11 protein-coding genes are annotated in these 17,532 nt (G+C 72.1%); 5 read left to right on the top strand and 6 right to left on the bottom strand.

What is annotated here, in order from left to right; all coding sequences use genetic code 11:
* Positions 1 to 4: 4 nt before the first annotated feature.
* The 3 genes from thyX to KME79_RS11415 all read right to left on the bottom strand — a co-directional run bounded on the left by thyX (position 5) and on the right by KME79_RS11415 (position 4,122).
* Positions 5 to 733, bottom strand: coding sequence for an FAD-dependent thymidylate synthase (gene thyX / locus KME79_RS11425; protein WP_148031981.1), 729 nt, complete (start codon positions 731 to 733; stop codon positions 5 to 7).
* A 66-nt stretch (positions 734 to 799) separates the two neighbouring features.
* Positions 800 to 1,945: an amidohydrolase family protein gene (locus tag KME79_RS11420; protein WP_219544397.1), complete on the bottom strand. Its 1,146-nt coding sequence runs from the start codon at positions 1,943 to 1,945 to the stop codon at positions 800 to 802.
* Positions 1,946 to 1,995: 50 nt separating this feature from the next.
* Positions 1,996 to 4,122, bottom strand: coding sequence for an anthranilate synthase component I (locus tag KME79_RS11415; protein WP_148031983.1), 2,127 nt, complete (start codon positions 4,120 to 4,122; stop codon positions 1,996 to 1,998).
* A 232-nt stretch (positions 4,123 to 4,354) separates the two neighbouring features.
* Here KME79_RS11415 and KME79_RS11410 point away from each other — a divergent pair, with 232 nt between their 5' ends.
* The 4 genes from KME79_RS11410 (at position 4,355) to KME79_RS11395 (ending at position 12,128) form a co-directional block, all read left to right on the top strand.
* On the top strand, positions 4,355 to 5,794 hold the full coding sequence (locus KME79_RS11410) for a glycosyltransferase family 39 protein (protein ID WP_219544396.1): 1,440 nt from the start codon (positions 4,355 to 4,357) through the stop codon (positions 5,792 to 5,794).
* 127 nt (positions 5,795 to 5,921) lie between these two features.
* Positions 5,922 to 9,422 (top strand): S8 family serine peptidase, encoded by a 3,501-nt coding sequence (locus KME79_RS11405; protein ID WP_219544395.1) that lies wholly within the window; start codon positions 5,922 to 5,924, stop codon positions 9,420 to 9,422.
* 112 nt (positions 9,423 to 9,534) lie between these two features.
* Positions 9,535 to 11,124: a CocE/NonD family hydrolase gene (locus KME79_RS11400; protein ID WP_219544394.1), complete on the top strand. Its 1,590-nt coding sequence runs from the start codon at positions 9,535 to 9,537 to the stop codon at positions 11,122 to 11,124.
* Positions 11,106 to 12,128: a helix-turn-helix transcriptional regulator gene (locus KME79_RS11395; RefSeq protein WP_219544393.1), complete on the top strand. Its 1,023-nt coding sequence runs from the start codon at positions 11,106 to 11,108 to the stop codon at positions 12,126 to 12,128. Before KME79_RS11400 ends, KME79_RS11395 begins: the two co-directional genes overlap by 19 nt.
* A gap of 89 nt (positions 12,129 to 12,217) precedes the next feature.
* Here the strand turns inward: KME79_RS11395 and KME79_RS11390 are convergent, their stop codons facing one another.
* Positions 12,218 to 13,108: an SDR family oxidoreductase gene (locus KME79_RS11390; protein ID WP_219544392.1), complete on the bottom strand. Its 891-nt coding sequence runs from the start codon at positions 13,106 to 13,108 to the stop codon at positions 12,218 to 12,220.
* Positions 13,109 to 13,169: 61 nt separating this feature from the next.
* Between KME79_RS11390 and KME79_RS11385 the strand changes: the two genes are divergently transcribed.
* Complete coding sequence (locus KME79_RS11385; protein ID WP_219544391.1) at positions 13,170 to 15,167, top strand: alpha-glucuronidase; 1,998 nt, start codon at positions 13,170 to 13,172, stop codon at positions 15,165 to 15,167.
* Here the strand turns inward: KME79_RS11385 and KME79_RS11380 are convergent.
* Complete coding sequence (locus KME79_RS11380; RefSeq protein ID WP_219544390.1) at positions 15,161 to 15,853, bottom strand: hypothetical protein; 693 nt, start codon at positions 15,851 to 15,853, stop codon at positions 15,161 to 15,163. The two genes, KME79_RS11385 and KME79_RS11380, sit on opposite strands and share 7 nt — an antisense overlap.
* Positions 15,854 to 15,857: 4 nt before the next feature.
* Complete coding sequence (locus KME79_RS11375) at positions 15,858 to 17,495, bottom strand: ABC transporter substrate-binding protein (protein WP_219544389.1); 1,638 nt, start codon at positions 17,493 to 17,495, stop codon at positions 15,858 to 15,860.
* Positions 17,496 to 17,532 lie beyond the last annotated feature (37 nt).

Here is a 17,532-nt window from a genome sequence, read left to right as displayed (position 1 = left end):
TCGATCAGGGGCAGACGCGGCCGTTGGCCTCGAACGCCGCGTGCGTCAGCGGCATCAGCCCGGCCCACAGCGACTCCATCTTCTCGGCCACCATCTCGATCTCCCGCTGCGGGAACGACGGGAAGGCGGAGTCGTCGCGCCGCACCCGGAGCGAGAGGAAGTTCATCAGGGCGCGGGCGTTGCAGGTGGCGTACATCGAGGAGTAGAGGCCGACCGGCAGGACGGTCCGGGCGACTTCGCGGGCGACCCCGGCCTCCAGCATCTCCAGGTAGGCGCGGTAGGCCTGCCGGTAGCTCTCCGTCGTCGCCTCGGTCACCACCTTGTGCTGCTCGGGGGTGCCCTCGCGGAACACGTACTTGCCGGGCTTGCCTTCCTGCACCAGCTTGCGGTCGGGACCGGGCACGTAGAAGACGGGCACGAGCTGACGGTATCGGCCCGACTCCTCGTTGTAGGAGAAGGTGCGGTGCCGCATGAACTCGCGGAAGACGAAGATCGGCGCGCTGACGTAGAAGGTCATGGACGAGTGCTCGAACGGCGTGCCGTGCCTGTCGCGCATGAGGAAGTTGATGAGGCCCTTGGACCGCTCGGGGTCGGCTTCGAGCTCGGCGAGCGAGCTCTCCCCCTTCGTGGAGACCCGCGCCGCCCAGAGCACGTCGGCGTCCGACGCGGCGGACTTGACGAGCTCCACGTCCATGTCGCCGCGGAACGTGATCTCAGGTTCGGCGCTGCCCATGGGAACCCCCCGGTCGGTTCGGTGGTGATGACGGCATACAAGCAAACCACAGGCGGGGGCCGGGGCTCACAGGCGGTAGACGCGGCGGGCGTTCCCCGCGCCGATCATGTGGGCGATCCTGGCGGCGTCGGCGGCGCTCCACTCCCCCGCGTCCAGCCGGGCCTTCAGCGCCGCGCCGAGCGCGCGCCGGAAGTAGACCGCCCCCAGGTGGCACGTCTCGGCCAGCTCGCGGCAGCCGGACCCGTACAGCTGCTTGTGGAACGGGGCCAGCTCCAGCAGCTCGGCCAGCACCCGGGGCGACCCGGCGCCGGTGTGGGCCAGGGCGAGCCCGACGTCCACGTACACGTGCGGGAAGGCGTGCGCCAGATAGGCGGCCTGGCGCTGGTACGGATAGCAGGTGAGCAGGACGACCGGCACCCCGGCCGGCTGCAGCGCCCGGATGAAGCCGGTGAGCAGGGCCGGGTCGGCGAGGTGCGGCCCGGCGTCGCAGGCGCCGAGGCCGGCGTGGATCTGCATCGGCAGCCCGCGCTCCCTGGCCACGTCAGCGGCCGACCAGAGCAGGTGGCGGGCCAGCGCGGGCTCGGCGAGCGGCTGCTTGGGGTCGGCGAGCCGCCGGTTGGCGGCGGCGAGGACGGCGCCCCGGCTGGGCCTCGCGGAGTCGAGGCCGAGGCCGCACAGACCGGCCACCACGGTCTTCAGCGCGACCGCGCGGGCGGCGCGGGCGGACAGCTCGTCGCCGAGGCTGTCGAGGTAGTCGACGGCGACGCCCGCCATCTCGGCGACGTCCTGCTCGATCTGCTCGATCCTGACGACCTCGCCGGCGGCGGCCTCGCCGCCGGACCCCATCTCGGCCGCCGTCAGCAGGTCGGCGCCCTCGGGGCCGGTGTCGACGAGGAAGGCCGACACGCCGGACGCCCGCAGCAGGAGCCGGTTGACCTCCGCCGCGCCCAGCTCGGCGCGGCGGGACAGGTAGACCGGCGGCGGCGCGTGCGGCTCCAGGCCGAGCACGGGCGCGCACCAGCGTCGCACGGCCGCGCCGAGCGGGGTGTCGAAATGGGTGGTGCCGGGCGGGGCCGGGCTGCCGCCCTCGTTGAGCAGCAGCTCGAACCGCCCGCGGGTCAGCTCGTCGCGGCGCACCCCGTGGCAGGCGTGGTCGACGAGCGGGGCGAGCAGGGCGTCACGCACCGTGTCGGGCAGGTCTACGGGGAGCATGCGGGAGACTCTAGGCGGTCCCCGCACGCGCCCGCGGACGTTTTACCCACTCACCGGCGGCACAGGCGCAGCACGTTCCTGATCACCTTGGCCCCGGCGCCGTCCTCGGCGGTGAGGATCGACTCCGGGTGGAACTGCACGCCGAAGCGGCGCCGGTCGGGGTCCTCGATCGCCATGACGTTGCCGTCGGGGGTGACCGCGGTCGGGGTGAAGCCGACGACGCCGGGCCGCTTGGCGTGCAGCGAGTGGTAGCGGGCGGCGGTGAACTCCTCGGGCAGCCCGTCGAGCAGCACGCCGGCGCCGAGCCGGGAGACCTGCCCGCGCTTGCCGTGCTCGGGGTAGTCGAGCAGTTCGAGCGTGCCGCCGGCGTGCTCGACCATCGCCTGCAGGCCCAGGCAGACGCCGAACACCGGCAGGTCGCGGGCGTAGATCTGGTCGATGAGCGCGGCCGTGCCGAAGTCGGCGGGCCAGCCGGGGCCGGGCGAGAGCACCACCAGGTCGGGGCCGATCTCGTCGAGCATCTCCGTCGGGAAGCCGTGGCGCAGCGTCACCACGTCGGCGCCCTCCTGGCGGAAGTAGTCGGCGAGCGTGTTGACGAAGGAGTCCTCGTAGTCGACGAGGAGCACCTTCATGCCCAGCCCCGGCTGCTCCCTGGCCGGGGTCTCGGCCACGGTGTCGGGCGCGCCGACCGCGGCGAGCGCGCCGAGCAGGGCGCTGGCCTTCAGCTCGGTCTCGCGCTCCTCGGCCTCGGGGTCGGAGTCGAACAGCAGGGTGGCGCCGGCCCGCACGGTGGCCAGGCCGTCCTTGATCTGGGCGGTGCGCAGGGTGAGGCCGGTGTTCATGGAGCCGTCGAAGCCGATGAACCCGATGGCGCCGCCGTACCAGCGGCGGGTGGTGGCCTCGTGGTCCTCGATGAACTGCATGGCCCAGGTCTTGGGCGCGCCGGTGACGGTGACGGCCCACATGTGGGTGAGGAAGGCGTCCAGCGCGTCGAACTCGGGGCGCAGCCGGCCCTCGATGTGGTCGACGGTGTGGATGAGCCGCGAGTAGAGCTCGATCTGACGGCGGCCGATGACCTTGACGGTGCCGGGGACGCAGATGCGCGACTTGTCGTTGCGGTCGACGTCGGTGCACATGGTCAGCTCCGACTCCTCCTTGACGCTGGTCAGGAGGGTGCGGATGGCCTCGGCGTCGCCGACCGGGTCGGCGCCGCGGGCGATGGTGCCGGAGATCGGGCAGGTCTCGACCCGGTCGCCGCTGACGCGCACGTACATCTCGGGCGAGGCGCCGACGAGGTGCTCGCCCTCGCCGAGGCTGATGATGAACTCGTACGGGGCGGGGTTGCTCTTGCGCAGCCCGCGGTAGAAGCCGGACGGGTCGGCGCAGGTGGCGTGGAAGACCTGGCCGGGCACCACCTCGAACAGGTCGCCGCGCTTGAACCGCTCCTTGGCCGCGGCCACGACCTCTGAGTACTGGCCCCTGGGCGGGTTGGGCGGCACCTCGGCGGGGGCGACCTGCGGGCGGGCCTCGCCGGTGCGCTCCAGGCCGCGGGTGCTCCGGCCGTCGACGGTGAACTCGTAGCGGCGCTCGAAGCAGGTCTCGCGCTGGCGGTCGATGACCACGAGCCGGTCGGGCAGGTGGAGGACGAGGTCGCGCTGGTCGGCGGGGCGGTCGAGCCGGTGCTTGATCGGCTCGAACTGGAAGGCGAGGTCGTAGCCGAACGCGCCGTAGAGCCCGAGGTGCGGGTCGGCGCCCTTGAAGGTCGCGATGACCTCGCGGATGGCGGTGAAGACGGTGGGCCGGCGGCTGCGCATCTCCTCGGGCAGCAGGTCCTCCGACTCCGGGACGTGCACCTGCACGAAGTCGGCGGTGGGCTCGCCGACCGGCTTGCCCGCGGCGAGCAGGCAGGAGGCGACGGCGGGCAGCACGACCCGGCCGCGCTCGTTGAGCGCCCTGGCCGAGATGGTGCGGCCCTTGGCGACCAGTTCCACGCAGGGGTCGACGTAGCCGAAGGCCCATCGGCTGTAACGGCCGGGGTAGTCCATGCCCGAGGAGAACGCGCCGCCGCGCCGCTCTCCCAGAGCCGTCACGATCTCTTCGAGCGCGTCCTCGGACACCTCGCGCACCTCGAGCTCGACGTCGATGCCCTTGGCGGTGGTATATCCGCTCGTCTCCACTGCTGCCCCTTCGCGCACTTCGATCAACGAGCCCCGGGGCGAACACGACAAAGGCCGCCGAACCGGGGCGGCCTGCCAGAGGGTATGCGAAATCTTCGCGCCGCCTAGGAGCGGCGCCACCACTGAAGCTCGGCGTGAGTTCGCATGAGGCAAGGCTACTCCGGGCTGTCAAGATCGCGCAACGCGACGCGCAGGTGGCACGAAGGATCTACGGCGCATAGGTTGGATCGTCATGGACAGCCCCCTCGCGTGGCGGCCGGTCACCGCCGTCTCCGCGGTCCTCGTGACGCTGCTGCTGGCACTGAGCCCCCGCTACGGCTACCACCGCGACGAACTGTACTTCCGGGCACTCGCGGACTATCCGGACTGGGGGTACGTGGACCAGCCGCCGTTCACGCCGATGGCCGCCAGGCTGTCCATGGCGCTGTTCGGCGACTCCCCGACCGCGCTGCGGGTGCTGCCCGCGCTGGCGGCGGCGCTGCTGGTGGTGCTGACGGCGCTGATCGCCCGCGAGCTGGGCGGGGGCGGCGCGGCGCAGACCCTGACCGCGGCCGGCACCGCGACGGGCGCCTACACGCTGATCGCCGGGCACACGCTGCTCACCGCGAGCTTCGACCTGCCGATCTGGGCGGCGGCCATCCTGTTCATGCTGAAGGCGCTGCTGCGCGACGAACGCTGGTGGCTCGCGGCCGGCGCGGTGATCGGCGCCGCCACGTACAACAAGCTTCTGATCGTGATGCTGGTGCTGGGGCTCGCCGTCGGGCTGCCGGCCGCGGGGCCGCGGCGGCTGCTGGCGAGCAAGTGGCTGTGGGCGGGGGCGCTGGTCGCGGCCGTGCTGGCGCTGCCGAACTTCGTCTACCAGCTCACCCACGACTGGCCGCAGCTGAAGATGGCGGCGGGGCTGAGCGAGGGCGACGGCGACACGATGCGGCTGCTGTTCACGCCGATGCAGCTGCTGCTGTTCGGGCCGGTGGTGGCGGTGATCGCCGGCTTCGGGTTCGTGCGGCTGTGGCGTGACCGGCGGGTGCGAGCGCTGGCCGTGGCCTATCCGGCGGCCGCGGTGGTGACGGTGATCAGCGGCGGCCGGTTCGACTACACGGCGGGGCTGGTCCTGCTGCTGTTCGCCGCGGGCTGCGTGACGGCGGAGTCGGCGGGGCGGGAGAAGATCAAGTCGGCGGGCCTGTCGCTGGCGGTCAACGGGCTCGGCAACGCGGTGATCACACTGCCGCTGGTGCCGCTGACCATGCTGGCGAGCACGCCGGTGCCCCTGATCAACGAGGTGGCGCGCGAGTCGATCGGCTGGCCGGCGTTCAACGCGGCCGTCACCGGGGTCCTTGACTCGCTGCCGCCGGAGGAGCGCCGGCGCGCCGTCGTGGTCACGGGCAACTACGGCGAGCACGGCTCGCTCGTGCAGGGCGGCCTGACGCGGGTCTACTCCGGCCACAACCAGCTCTGGGAGTACGGGCCGCCGCCGGACGACGGGGACCCGGCGATCATCGTGAACGTCGGCAGGATGCGGCGCGACCTGCAGTACTCCTCCTGTGAGGTGCGTGCCAGGGTCGACAACGGCCTGGGGCTGGACAACGAGGAGCAGGACATGCCGGTGTTCCTGTGTCAAGGGCTGCGGCAGCCGTGGACGGCGACCTGGCATCGGTGGCAGCAGTTCGACTGACCACATTACATTTTGTTACATACGGCGCATTGTCAGGATTTTCTCTTGCAATCCCGACAAGATCTCTTCACTCTTCTCCACAGAGCCGTAAAGATCAGCTCTTTCCCGCTGGTGTGAAGGAGAGCCGGTGCCCAACACCCCCCGCTGGCGCGCGCTCCTGACAGGAGCCGTCGCCGCATTAGCCATGATCGTCCCGAACGGAGTGGCCCAAGCGGCGCCCCCTCCGGACAAAATCAACAAGTCGGTCCAGGCTCAGCTGGACAGCGAGGACAAGGCCACCTTCTGGGTGCGGATGAAGGACGACGCCGACCTGAGCGGCGCCCGCCGGGCCACCGGCAAGCAGGACAAGGCCGAGCGGGTCTACGAGGCCAAGACCGAGAAGGCCGACGCCTCGCAGGCCGGTCTGCGCAAGCTGCTGGACCAGCACCGCGCCGAGTACACCCCGTTCTGGATCGTCAACGCCGTCAAGGTGACGGCCGGGTCGAAGCTCGCGGCGGAGATCGCCGGGCTGCCCGAGGTGGAGCGGATCGAGCCGGTCCGCACGCTGACGCTGCCCAAGCCGGAGCCGGCCAAGGCCGAGGCGCGGGTGAACGCGGTCGAGTGGAACATCGACCGGGTCAACGCCCCGCGCGTGTGGGAGGAGCTGGGCAACCGCGGCGAGGGCATCGTGGTGGCCAACATCGACACCGGCGTCCAGTTCGACCACCCCGACCTGCGGGACGCGTACCGGGGCAGGAACCCGGACGGCACGGTCACCCACGACTACAACTGGTTCGACCCCGCGGGGGTCTGCCCGACGGCGGTGCCGTGCGACAACAACGGCCACGGCACCCACACGATGGGCACCATGGTCGGCGCGAACGGCATCGGCATGGCCCCGGGCGCGCGCTGGATCGCGGCCAAGGGCTGTGAGGTCAACACCTGCACCGACGCCTCGCTGCTGGCCTCCGGCCAGTGGGTGCTGGCGCCGACCGACGCGAACGGCGAGAACCCGCGCCCCGACCTGGCCCCCGACATCGTCAACAACTCCTGGGGCGGCGACGGCTTCGACCCCTGGTACAAGGAGACGGTCGAGGCGTGGATCGCGGCGGGCATCTTCCCGGCGTTCTCCAACGGCAACGAGGGCCCGTCCTGCCAGAGCAGCGGCTCGCCCGGCCAGTACGAGATCAGCTACAGCGCCGGCGGGTTCGACGTGAACAACGCGCTGTACGTGAACTCCAGCAAGGGCGCGGGCGAGAACGGCGAGATCAAGCCGAACATCGCCGCCCCGGCCGTGAGCGTGCGCTCCTCCGTGCCGGGCGGCTACGCGGCCGGCACCGGCACCTCGATGGCCTCGCCGCACGTGGCGGCCACGGTCGCGCTCATGTGGTCGGCCTCGCCGGGGCTGCACGGCGACATCGCCGCCACCCGGCCGCTGCTCGACAGCACGGCCGTGGACGTCGCCGACACCAGCTGCGGCGGCACGGCCGCCGACAACAACGTGTGGGGCGAGGGCCGGCTCGACGCCTACGCCGCGGTGCGGGCCACGCCTCAGGACAGCCTCGGCGGGCTGACCGGCGCGGTCACCGCGGGCGGGCAGCCGGTGGCCGGCGTGACGGTCACGATCGATGGCCCGACCGACCGCACGCTGGTGACGGGCGACGACGGCGCGTTCTCGTTCGTCCGCCTGCTGCCCGGCGAGTACCAGGTGACGGCGGCGAAGTTCGGTTACGAGAGCGGCACCGCGACCGCGACCGTCACCGGCGACCAGACCACCACCGTGGACCTGACCATGACCGCGGTCGCGGCGGGCACGGTGTCCGGCACGGTCACCACCGCGGGCGCGCCGGAGCCGGACGCCCGGGTGACGGCCTCGGGCACGCCGCTCAGCGCGGTGACCGACGCCTCCGGCCGGTACGAGCTGACGCTGCCGCGCGGCGAGTACGAACTGGTCGTCACCCCGGTGTCGCGCTGCTCCGCGGGCACCACCGTGTCCGTGACGGTCGACGGCGACGTGACCAGGGACGTCGAGCTGCCGCTGCGGGGTGACAACTTCGGCTACACCTGCCGCGCGGGCGCCGAGCCGTACGTCGCGGGCACCGAGAAGCTGGCGCTGACCGGCGACGACGAGGCGGTCCAGGTGACGCTGCCGTTCCCCGTCCCGTTCTACGGCACCGGCCAGAGCCGGGCCTGGGTCGTCACCAACGGGTTCCTCACCTTCGCCGAGGCCCGGCTGACCACGCCGAGCAACAGCCGCCTGCCGAGCACGGGCACCCCGAACAACGCCGTCTACCCGCTCTGGGACGACTTCATCGTGGACGCGGAGAGCGGCGTGTACACGGGCGTGGTCGGGACGGCTCCGCACAGGCGGTTCGTGGTGGAGTGGCGCAACGTGAAGTTCTACGCCGACCAGAACCTGCGCGTGTCGTTCGCGGCCCTGCTGGGCGAGGACGGCTCGATCGGCTTCCGCTACAAGGACATGGAGACCGATCGGGAGCGGGGCGCGTTCGGCACCGTCGGCGTGGAGAACGCCGCCGGCGACGACGCGCTGCTCTACCTGTACGAGGAGCCCGCCCTGGCCGCCGGCCAGAGCGTGACCATCACGGCGAGCAGGCACGGCCTGGTGACGGGCGTGGTGTCCGACGCCAACGACGGCGACCCGCTGCCCGGCGCGACGGTGCGGATCGGCGACGTGGCGACGTTCACCACCGGCGCCGACGGCTCCTTCTACGGCCAGGTGCTGGCCGGCGACTACGACGTGGAGGTGTCCAAGGAGCACTACGGCACGTTCACCCGGGCCGTGACGGTGGCCCCGGCCACGGTGCAGCGGATCGACACGGCGCTGGTGACCGGGCGGGTGGCCGCCTCGGCCGCCGAGCTGACCGTGGTGATGCCGCAGGGCCAGAGCAGGACGCGGACGATGGAGCTGACGAACCTCGGCTCGCCGACCCCGTACACGATCACCACGGATCCGGCGGGCGGCTGGCTCGGCGTCACCCCGGCCTCGGGCACCCTGGCCACGGGCCAGAAGGCGACGCTCAGGGTGACGGTGTCGAGCGACGGCGTGCAGCCGGGCTCGACCCGGGCCGGGAAGCTCCTGGTCAGGTCGGCCAGCGGACGGCAGCCGGTGATCGAGATCACGGTGACCGTCGTGGTGCCGAGGCACCAGGTGGCGGTGGACGTGGGTGCCACCCGGGGGTCCACGGACGCCGCCGGTGACGCCTGGACGCCGGACCGGCGCTACAGCGCGGGCTCGCACGGCTATGTCGCCACCTCCTCCGCCACCCGCAGCACGAACAAGACGATCAAGGGCACCGAGGACCAGGCGCTGTTCAGGACCGCCCGCGAGCGGATGCTGGAGTACCGCTTCGACGCCGTGCCCAACGGCGTCTACACGGTCGAGCTGGACTTCGCCGAGATCCGCAACATGGCCATGGGGCGGCGGGTGTTCGACGTGCTGGTCGAGGGCCAGCTCGCCATCCCGGCCCTGGACCTGGCCCTGGAGGCGGGCACGTACACGGCGGTGAGCAGGCAGTACACGGTGCGGGTCACCGACGGCCAGCTCAACGTCAGGTTCGCGACCCGGGACGGGGCGACGATCGTCAACGCGATCCGCGTCTCGGAGCGGCCGGACAAGACCGCGCCGTAACGGCCGCGCGGGGGCGGCGCCCCCCGTCGCTCCCGCGCACGCCGGTGCGTCCGGCCGGATCGGCCGGGCTCCGGGCTACCGCCTGCGCGGCCACGTATGTTACTGGTAGGTAATGCGACGCGTACGTGTCCACCGTGACATCCCCGTGCGGATGCCCGACGGCGTCACCCTGCTGGCCGACCGCTACGTCCCCGCCGGGGCGGAGCGGGCGCCGGTCGTCCTCATCCGCTCCCCGTACGGCCGCCGCGGCCTGTTCGGGCTGCTGTACGGGCGCGGGTTCGCCTGGCACGGCTTCCAGGTGGTGATGCAGAGCTGCCGGGGCGGCTTCGGCTCCGGCGGCGATCTCGACCCGCTCGGCCACGAGCACGACGACGGCCTGGCGACGATCGCGTGGATGCGCGAACAGCCCTGGTACGGGGGCTCGTTCGCCATGTTCGGCCCCTCCTACCTGGGTTTCACCCAGTGGGCCGTGGCCCCGTACGCGGGCCCTGACCTGAAGGCGATGGCCACCCAGATCACCGCCTCCCAGTTCAGGGACGCCGCGTACGTGGGCGGCGCGTTCGCGCTGGAGTCGGCGCTGAGCTGGACCACGCTCACCGAGCACATGGGCCGCCGCTTCGGCGGCGCGGCCGGGCTGACCGCGCCGCGGGTGACGCGGCGGGCCGTGCTGTCGGGGCGGCCGGTGGGCGAGCTGGACCTGGCGTCGGCGGGCCGGCCGCTCCGCTTCTACCGCGACCTGCTGGCGCACCACGCCGACCCGGCGCCGTACTGGACCCGGCGCGACCACTCCCCCAAGGTCGGCGAGGTGGACGCGGCGGTCACCATGCTCGGCGGCTGGTACGACGTGTTCCTGCCGTGGCAGCTCAAGGACTACGCGGCGTTGCGGGCGGCGGGCCGGCGGCCGTACCTGACGATCGGCCCCTGGTACCACATCGACGCCCGCCACCTCGGCCCGTCGATGGCCGAGTCGCTCGCCTGGTTCCGCGCCCACCTGCTGGGCGACGTCTCCGGGCTGCGCGACCAGCCGGTGCGGCTGTACGTGACGGGGGCCGAGGAGTGGCGCGAGTACCCGGACTGGCCGGTGCCCGGCCTGCGGCGGCGGCGCTGGCACCTGCAGCACGGCTTCGGGCTGGGCACGGACGGCCCGCTGGAGTCGGAGCCGGACCGGTTCCGCTACCACCCGGACCATCCGACGCCGGTGATCGGCGGCCCGGTGCTGCTGGCCGACTCCCGGCCGCGCGACCAGCGCCGCCTGGAGGCCCGGCGCGACGTGCTCGTCTACAGCTCGCCCCCGCTGGAGTCCGACCTGGAGATGATCGGCCCGGTCAGCGCGGAACTGTACGTCCGCTCCAGCACCCCGTACGCGGACGTGGTCGTCCGCGTGTGCGACGTGCACCCGGACGGGCGGTCGATGAACGTGTGCGAGGGCGTGCGCCGCCTGGGCCCGCTGGACGCCGATACGCTGGGGGACGTGCGCAGGGTACGGGTGGAGCTGTGGCCGATCGGCCACCGGTTCAGGCGGGGCCACCGCGTCCGCGTGCACGTCGCCGCGGGCGCCTATCCGACGATCGCCCGCAACCCCGGCACCGGCGATCCGCTCACCCATTCCGGCGGGCCGATGGTGCCGAGCGACGTCGAGGTCTTCCACTCCCCCGATCACCCGTCCGCCGTGATCATGCCGCTGTGCGCGCCGCCCGGCTGATGTCGCTCGTGCTGCTGCTGCAGGGCCGCGGCGGCATGACGGCGGCGGAGCTGGCCCGCGAGCTGGAGGTGTCGGAGCGCACCGTCCACCGCGACGTGCTGGCGCTGTCCTCGGCCGGCATCCCGGTCTACGCCGACCGGGGGCGCGGCGGCGGCTACCGGCTGCTGGAGGGATACCGGACCCGGCTGACCGGGCTGGACCGGGCGGAGGCCGAGGCGCTGTTCCTGTCCGGCGTCCCGGGCGCGCTGCGCGAGATGGGGTTGCAGGAGGTGGCGGCGACGGCCCGGCTGAAGGCCGCCGCCGCGCTCTCCCCCGGGCTGCGCGACGCCCCCGCGACGGCCGCGCAGCGCTTCCACCTGGACGCGCCCGGCTGGTTCGCGCACGACTCCCCACCGCCGCCGCAGCTCGCCCCGCTGGCCAGGGCGGTGTGGGGCGACCGGCGGGTGACCGCCGGATACAAGGGACGCACGCGCACCCTGGAGCCGTACGGGCTGGTGCTCAAGGCGGGCGCCTGGTACCTCGCGGCCCGATCCCCGTCCCCACCATCACCGAAACCGGGACCGTCACCTGGGCCGGGGCCGTCATCGGCACAGCCGCAGGGGCAGTCGGCGGGGCAGGCGCGGTTCCTGTTGTTCCGGGTGGACCGGTTCGGTGAGATCGCCGTGCGCGACGACGTGTTCGTCCGGGATCCGGGCTTCGACCTGGCCGCGTTCTGGACCGAGCAGTCGGCCGCGTTCGGCCACTCGCTGCTGCGGACCTCGATCACGCTGCGGCTCACCGAGGCCGGGCTGCGGATGCTGCGGCACGTCGCCGACCCGGCGGCGCTGCCGGACGCGGTGGCCTCACTTCAGCCCGACGGTACGGTGCGGCTCGGCGTGGAGTCGATCGAGATCGCGTACTCGCAGGTGCTGCGTTTCGGGCCGGAGGCGGAGGTGCTGGAGCCGGCGGAGCTGCGGGAGATGGTCACGCGGGCCGCCATCCGCATGGCGGCGCTCTACCGATAGCCGGCACCGCCGTCCACATGGTGGCGCTTCACCGGTAGCGGGGGCCTTACAGGGGTGGTTGCGCTGGGTCTTCCGCTTGGGGCCGGTGACTAGCGGTAGTCGTCCGGGTTCGGCTGCTTGCCGCCGTCGGTGTCGGCGATGAACCGCCACACGTCGGGGCGGCTGCCGTCCACGTCGGTGAAGCCGTACTCCTTGGCCAGCGTGCCGCTGTCGACGGACTTGCCGGACCAGCGCGCCCGGTCGGGGTCGGTGGCCAGGGCGGCGACGGCGCGGCCCGCGTACGCCGGGGTCTCCGAGACCGCGAACGACGGCTCCCGCTCGGCCCCGTCGCGCCAGTTCTCCTCGGTGACGCCGAAGTTCTCCAGCATCGCCTCCGAGCGCAGGAACCCCGGCGTGAGCGCCACCGCCGTGCCGCCGTGCGGGCGCAGCTCGTGCGCCTGGCTGAAGGCGAGCCGGTTCACCGACATCTTGACCAGGTCGTAGTAGAGGTTCTCCCGGTAGCGGGGGGCGTTGAAGTCCCACGTGCCGTCGGTGACCTCGACGACCAGGCCGCCCCTGTTCCTGATCAGCAGCGGCAGCGCGTGGTGGCTGGTGATGAGGTGGGTGTGCACGCCCAGGCTGAGCATCCTCAGACCTTTCTCCAGGTCCTGCTCCCAGACCGGGGTGTTCCAGCTCCAGAGCTTGTCGCCGCCCCAGACGTCGTTCACCAGCACGTCGAGCCGGCCCTGCTCGCGGTCGATCCGCTCGACCAGGGCCTTGACCTGGGCCGGATCAAGATGGTCCACCCGCACGGGGATGCCGGTGCCGCCGGCCTTCGTCACCAGTTCCGCCGTCTCCTCGATCGTCTCGGGCCGGTCCATCTCCGAGCGCCGCTCCCGGGTCGTCCTGCCGGTGCAGTAGACTGTCGCGCCGGCGGCGCCGAGTTCGACGGCGATGCCACGTCCTGTTCCGCGGGTCGCGCCCGCCACCAAAGCAATCATGCGACCAGGTTTCCCGGAAAAGAGGACATCCACTGTCATGTTTTCTCGATAGATTCTTCTCATGACGGACGTCCATCCGGCCTGGTTGCCTCCCGAGGCGTTCCGGGCGATCGGATCCCGGCGGGTCCTCGTACGCGGGGACGGGCCGCTCGCCGGCACGGTCCGCGACGAGGTCGCGCGGGCCTGCGCCCGGTTCGGCGGGAGCCTGTGCGACGGCGGGGAGGCCGACCTCGTGCTGGCCACGTCCGAGCGCCTCCCGGCCCCCGCGCGCGCGGTCCTTTACGGCGAAGAGGCCGGGGAAACCGGCATGCCGGACGAGGCGTTCCTGGTCGGGCGGCGGGGTGGGGTGACCGTGGTGGCCGGCGAGGGGGCGGGGCTGCTGTACGGGCTGTTCCATGTCGTCCGGCTGGGTGAGCGGGCGTTCGGCGCGGACTTCCCGGCCGAGCGTCATCGGCCCGCGATGCGGCGGCGGATGCTCGACCACTGGGACAACGTGGACGTGCATCCCGTGATGGGGCAGGTCGAGCGCGGGTACGCGGGCGGTTCGATCTTCTGGGCGGACGGCGGCCCGCGCGGCGACCTGGACCGGGTGCGCGCCTACGGGCGGCTGCTGGCCGCCGCCGGCGTCAACGCGGTCGCGGTGAACAACGTCAACGTGCACGCCACCGAGGCGCGGCTGCTCACCGACCGGCTCGGCGACGTGGCCGCCCTCGCCGGCGCGCTGCGCCCGTACGGGATCAAGGTCCATCTGTCGGTCACCTTCGCCGCGCCCGTCGTCCTCGGCGGGCTGTCCACCGCCGACCCGCTGGACGAGGACGTGCGGGCCTGGTGGGCGCGGGCGACCGCGCGGGTGTACGAGGCGATCCCGGATTTCGGCGGTTACCTGGTCAAGGCAGACTCCGAGGGGCAGCCGGGGCCGTTCGCCTATGGGCGCAGCCACGCCGACGGGGCCAACCTGCTGGCCGGCGCGCTCGCCCCGTACGGCGGGGTGGTGCACTGGCGGGCCTTCGTCTACGACCACCGGCAGGACTGGCGCGACCGTGCCACCGACCGGGCGCGGGCCGCTTACGACCACTTCGCGCCGCTCGACGGGGAGTTCGCCGGGAACGCGATCCTCCAGGTCAAGCACGGGCCGATCGACTTCCAGGTGCGCGAGCCGGTCTCGCCGGTGATCGCCGCGATGCCGCGCACCCGGCTGGCGGTGGAGCTGCAGGTGACGCAGGAGTACACCGGCCAGCAGCGGCACGTCTGCTACCTGGCGCCGATGTGGCGCGAGGTGCTCGGCTTCGAGCCGTGGGGCCCCGGCGGCCGGACGGTGGCCGGCGTCGCCGGCGAACTGGTGGCGGTCTCGAACGCCGGCGACGACCCGTACTGGACCGGGCATCCGCTCGCGCAGGCCAACCTGTACGCGTTCGGGCGGCTGGCCTGGGACCCGGGGCTCGGCCCTGCGGAGATCCTCGACGAGTGGATCGGCCTGACCTTCCCGGACACGGCCGACCGCCTGCGGGAGCCGCTGCACGCGATCATGGACGGTTCGTGGGAGACGTACGAGCGCTACACGGCGCCGCTCGGCGTCGGCTTCATGGTCCGGCCCGGTCACCACTACGGCCCCGACGTGGACGGCTACGAGTACACGCCGTGGGGCACGTACCACTTCGCCGACCGCGACGGGGTCGGCGTGGACCGGACGCGCGCCACCGGCACCGGCTGCACCGGCCAGTACCCGGAGCCGTGGTCGGAGGTGTACGAGTCGGCGGAGCGGTGCCCGGACGAGCTGCTGCTCTTCTTCCATCACGTCCCGTACGGTCACGTGCTGCACAGCGGGAAGACGGTCATCCAGCACATCTACGACACCCACTTCGCCGGCGCCGAGGAGGTCGCGGAGCTGCGGCCCGCCTGGGACGGGCTGGCCGGGCTGGTGGACCCGGCGCTGCACGCCCGGGTGCGCGAGCTGCTGGACGAGCAGCTCCGTTCCGCCCGGGAGTGGCGCGATCAGATCAACACGTACTTCTTCCGCAAGTCGGGCGTGCCCGACGCGCACGGCCGCCGCATTCACTGACCGGACACGAAGCGCTCGCGGATCTCGGCGATCATCGGCCGGCTGTTGCGCAGCAGCCCCGCCGCGAACGCGGACGCCAGCGCAAGCGGCGCCAGCTCGGTGGCCACCAGGGTGAGCCCGCCCGCCACGACCAGCAGGCACGCGTTGCCCAGCGTGGCACCCGGGCACCGGGCCAGGAAGTACGAGGCCAGCCGGGCGACGTCCACGGCCCTGAACCGGAACAGCGACGCGATCACCAGCGCGTTGGCGGCCCACAGCACGGCCGCCACCGCGACGGCGACCAGCAGGGCCGCCCACCACCCCGGCACCCCGGCGGCGGCGAAGTGCGCCAGGTTGACGCCGACCACCGTCATGCCGGCCAGCCACGGCGCCCAGACCTTCAGCACGTCGGCGGCGTTGGCCCGGTAACCGCGCAGGAACGCGGCCGCCGGTGACAGGTCCGCCAGGCCGGCGCCGCGGTGGCGCAGCGCGTACAGCGCGGCCGACAGCGCCGGGCCGGCCGGCAGCGCGCAGAGCGCGTACAGCGGCAGGTTGCTCACGTCGCGGTCGAGCAGGACCAGCCCGGCCAGGCCCGGCGCGGTGGCGGCCAGCAGCAGCAGCTCGACGACCAGCATCGTGTAGATCAGGGCGGCGGCGCGCGAGAGCGGACCCTCGCCGAACCGCCGCCCGGCGGTCACCTCGCCCATCGGCTCAGCCGTGCTCCTTCTTGAACCGGTCCGCGGCGGCGTTGACCAGGTCGATGTAGGTGGTCATGTTCTTGGCTTCGAGTTCCTTGACGTAGGCGTCCCACTCGGCCAGGTCGCGCTCGCCGAGGATGAACTTGAGCGTGTTCTGGGTGACGTGGTCCTTCAGCGGCGTCTCCCAGAGGGTCGACCGCTCGCGCTCCTCGTCGGTGAACGGGTGCGGCGGGTCCACCGGCCACTGCTTCCTGGCGTTCATCACGTTCTGGAACTCCAGCTCCTCCTCGGAGAAGGTGGACTGCAGCAGCTTGGTGGTGCCGCCGTAGGCGAACACGCCGTTGCCGAAGCCGAAGTCCTTCTGCAGGTGCTTGGAGGCGCCCGGGTTGAGGCCGACCATGTCGATGTCGTCGGCGAGCTTGTAGGCGCCGGCGGAGTCCTTGGTGTACGTGGTGCCCTCGACGCCCCACTTGGCGAACTCCTGGCCCTGGTCGGAGTACCACAGCCAGTCGATGAACTGCATCATGGCCACGAAGTTCGGGTTGTCCTTGGCCTTGCTGGAGATCATGATGCCGTTCTCCAGCCGGGTGCCGATCTTGTAGTCGCCGACCGGGCCCATGGGCACCGGGATCTTGGCGACCTTGGCCCCTTCGACCGTCTTCTCCAGGGGCCCCCGGTAGTCGTTGATCAGGCTCTGCGCGTTGGTGCTGATGACGAAGGACTTGCCGGAGGTGAACTTCTGCTTGGCCTGCTCGTCCTGCTGGGTGAAGCTCTCCGGGTCGATCAGCTTCTCCTGCACCAGCTTGTGCAGGTACTCGATCATCTGCTTGTACTGCGGCATGGCGCCGGTGAAGGCGAACTTGCCGGCCGTGGGGTCCCAGGTCGCGTGCAGGTACTCCCAGCCGCCCCTGGTGCCGTACGCCTGGGCGACGAGCTTGAACAGGTTGCCGCCCGGGGTGGGGTCGCCCCACCGGTCGGTCATCGGGTACTGGTCGGGGTACTCCTCCTTCATCGCCTTCAGCACCGTGTAGAGGTCGTCCCAGGTGGCCGGGACCTCCAGGCCGAGCTTCTCCAGGATGTCGGTCCTGACGGCCAGCGTGTAGTCCACCCAGACGCTCTCGTGCATGCCGGGCAGCAGGTAGAAGCGGCCGTCGGCCTGCCTGCGCGTGTTCAGCTCCGGTTCCATCCGCCACCTGGCGACCTTGTCCTTGAAGTGCGGCATCAGGTCGAGGTAGTCGCTGACCGGCAGGATGGCGCCGGAGGAGACGAAGGTGTCCTCCTGCCCGGGGTAGGTCTTCGGGATGATGAGCGGGGCCTGGCCGGAGCCCACGAGCAGGCCGCGCTTCTGCTCGTAGTCGCTGAGCGGCACCTCGACGGGCTTGAGCGTCACGTTCGTCCGCTTGGTGAGCTCTTCCCAGAACAGCCAGTCGTTCTTGTTGGGGTAGAACGAGTGGTTGTTGTAGAGCACGTCGAAGGAGATCGGCTCGGTGGCCTTGAACTGCTGGCCGACGCCGTAGTTCGCCATCGCGCCCGCCCTGTTCGCGGACGTGTCGGCGGCCTTCGGGGCCGTGCCGTCCTCGCCGCAGCCGGCGAGCACGAGCGTGAACGCGCCCAGTCCGATGATCGCCTGACGTCGTGAGATGTCGCGCATGGGGGGGACTCCTTTGCCGTGGGGGTGGGGTTGCGGT

Origin of the sequence: Nonomuraea harbinensis (genome assembly GCF_019396385.1) — a bacterium.
Classification (GTDB): domain Bacteria; phylum Actinomycetota; class Actinomycetes; order Streptosporangiales; family Streptosporangiaceae; genus Nonomuraea; species Nonomuraea ferruginea.
This window is presented reverse-complemented; position numbering and strand designations above follow the sequence as displayed.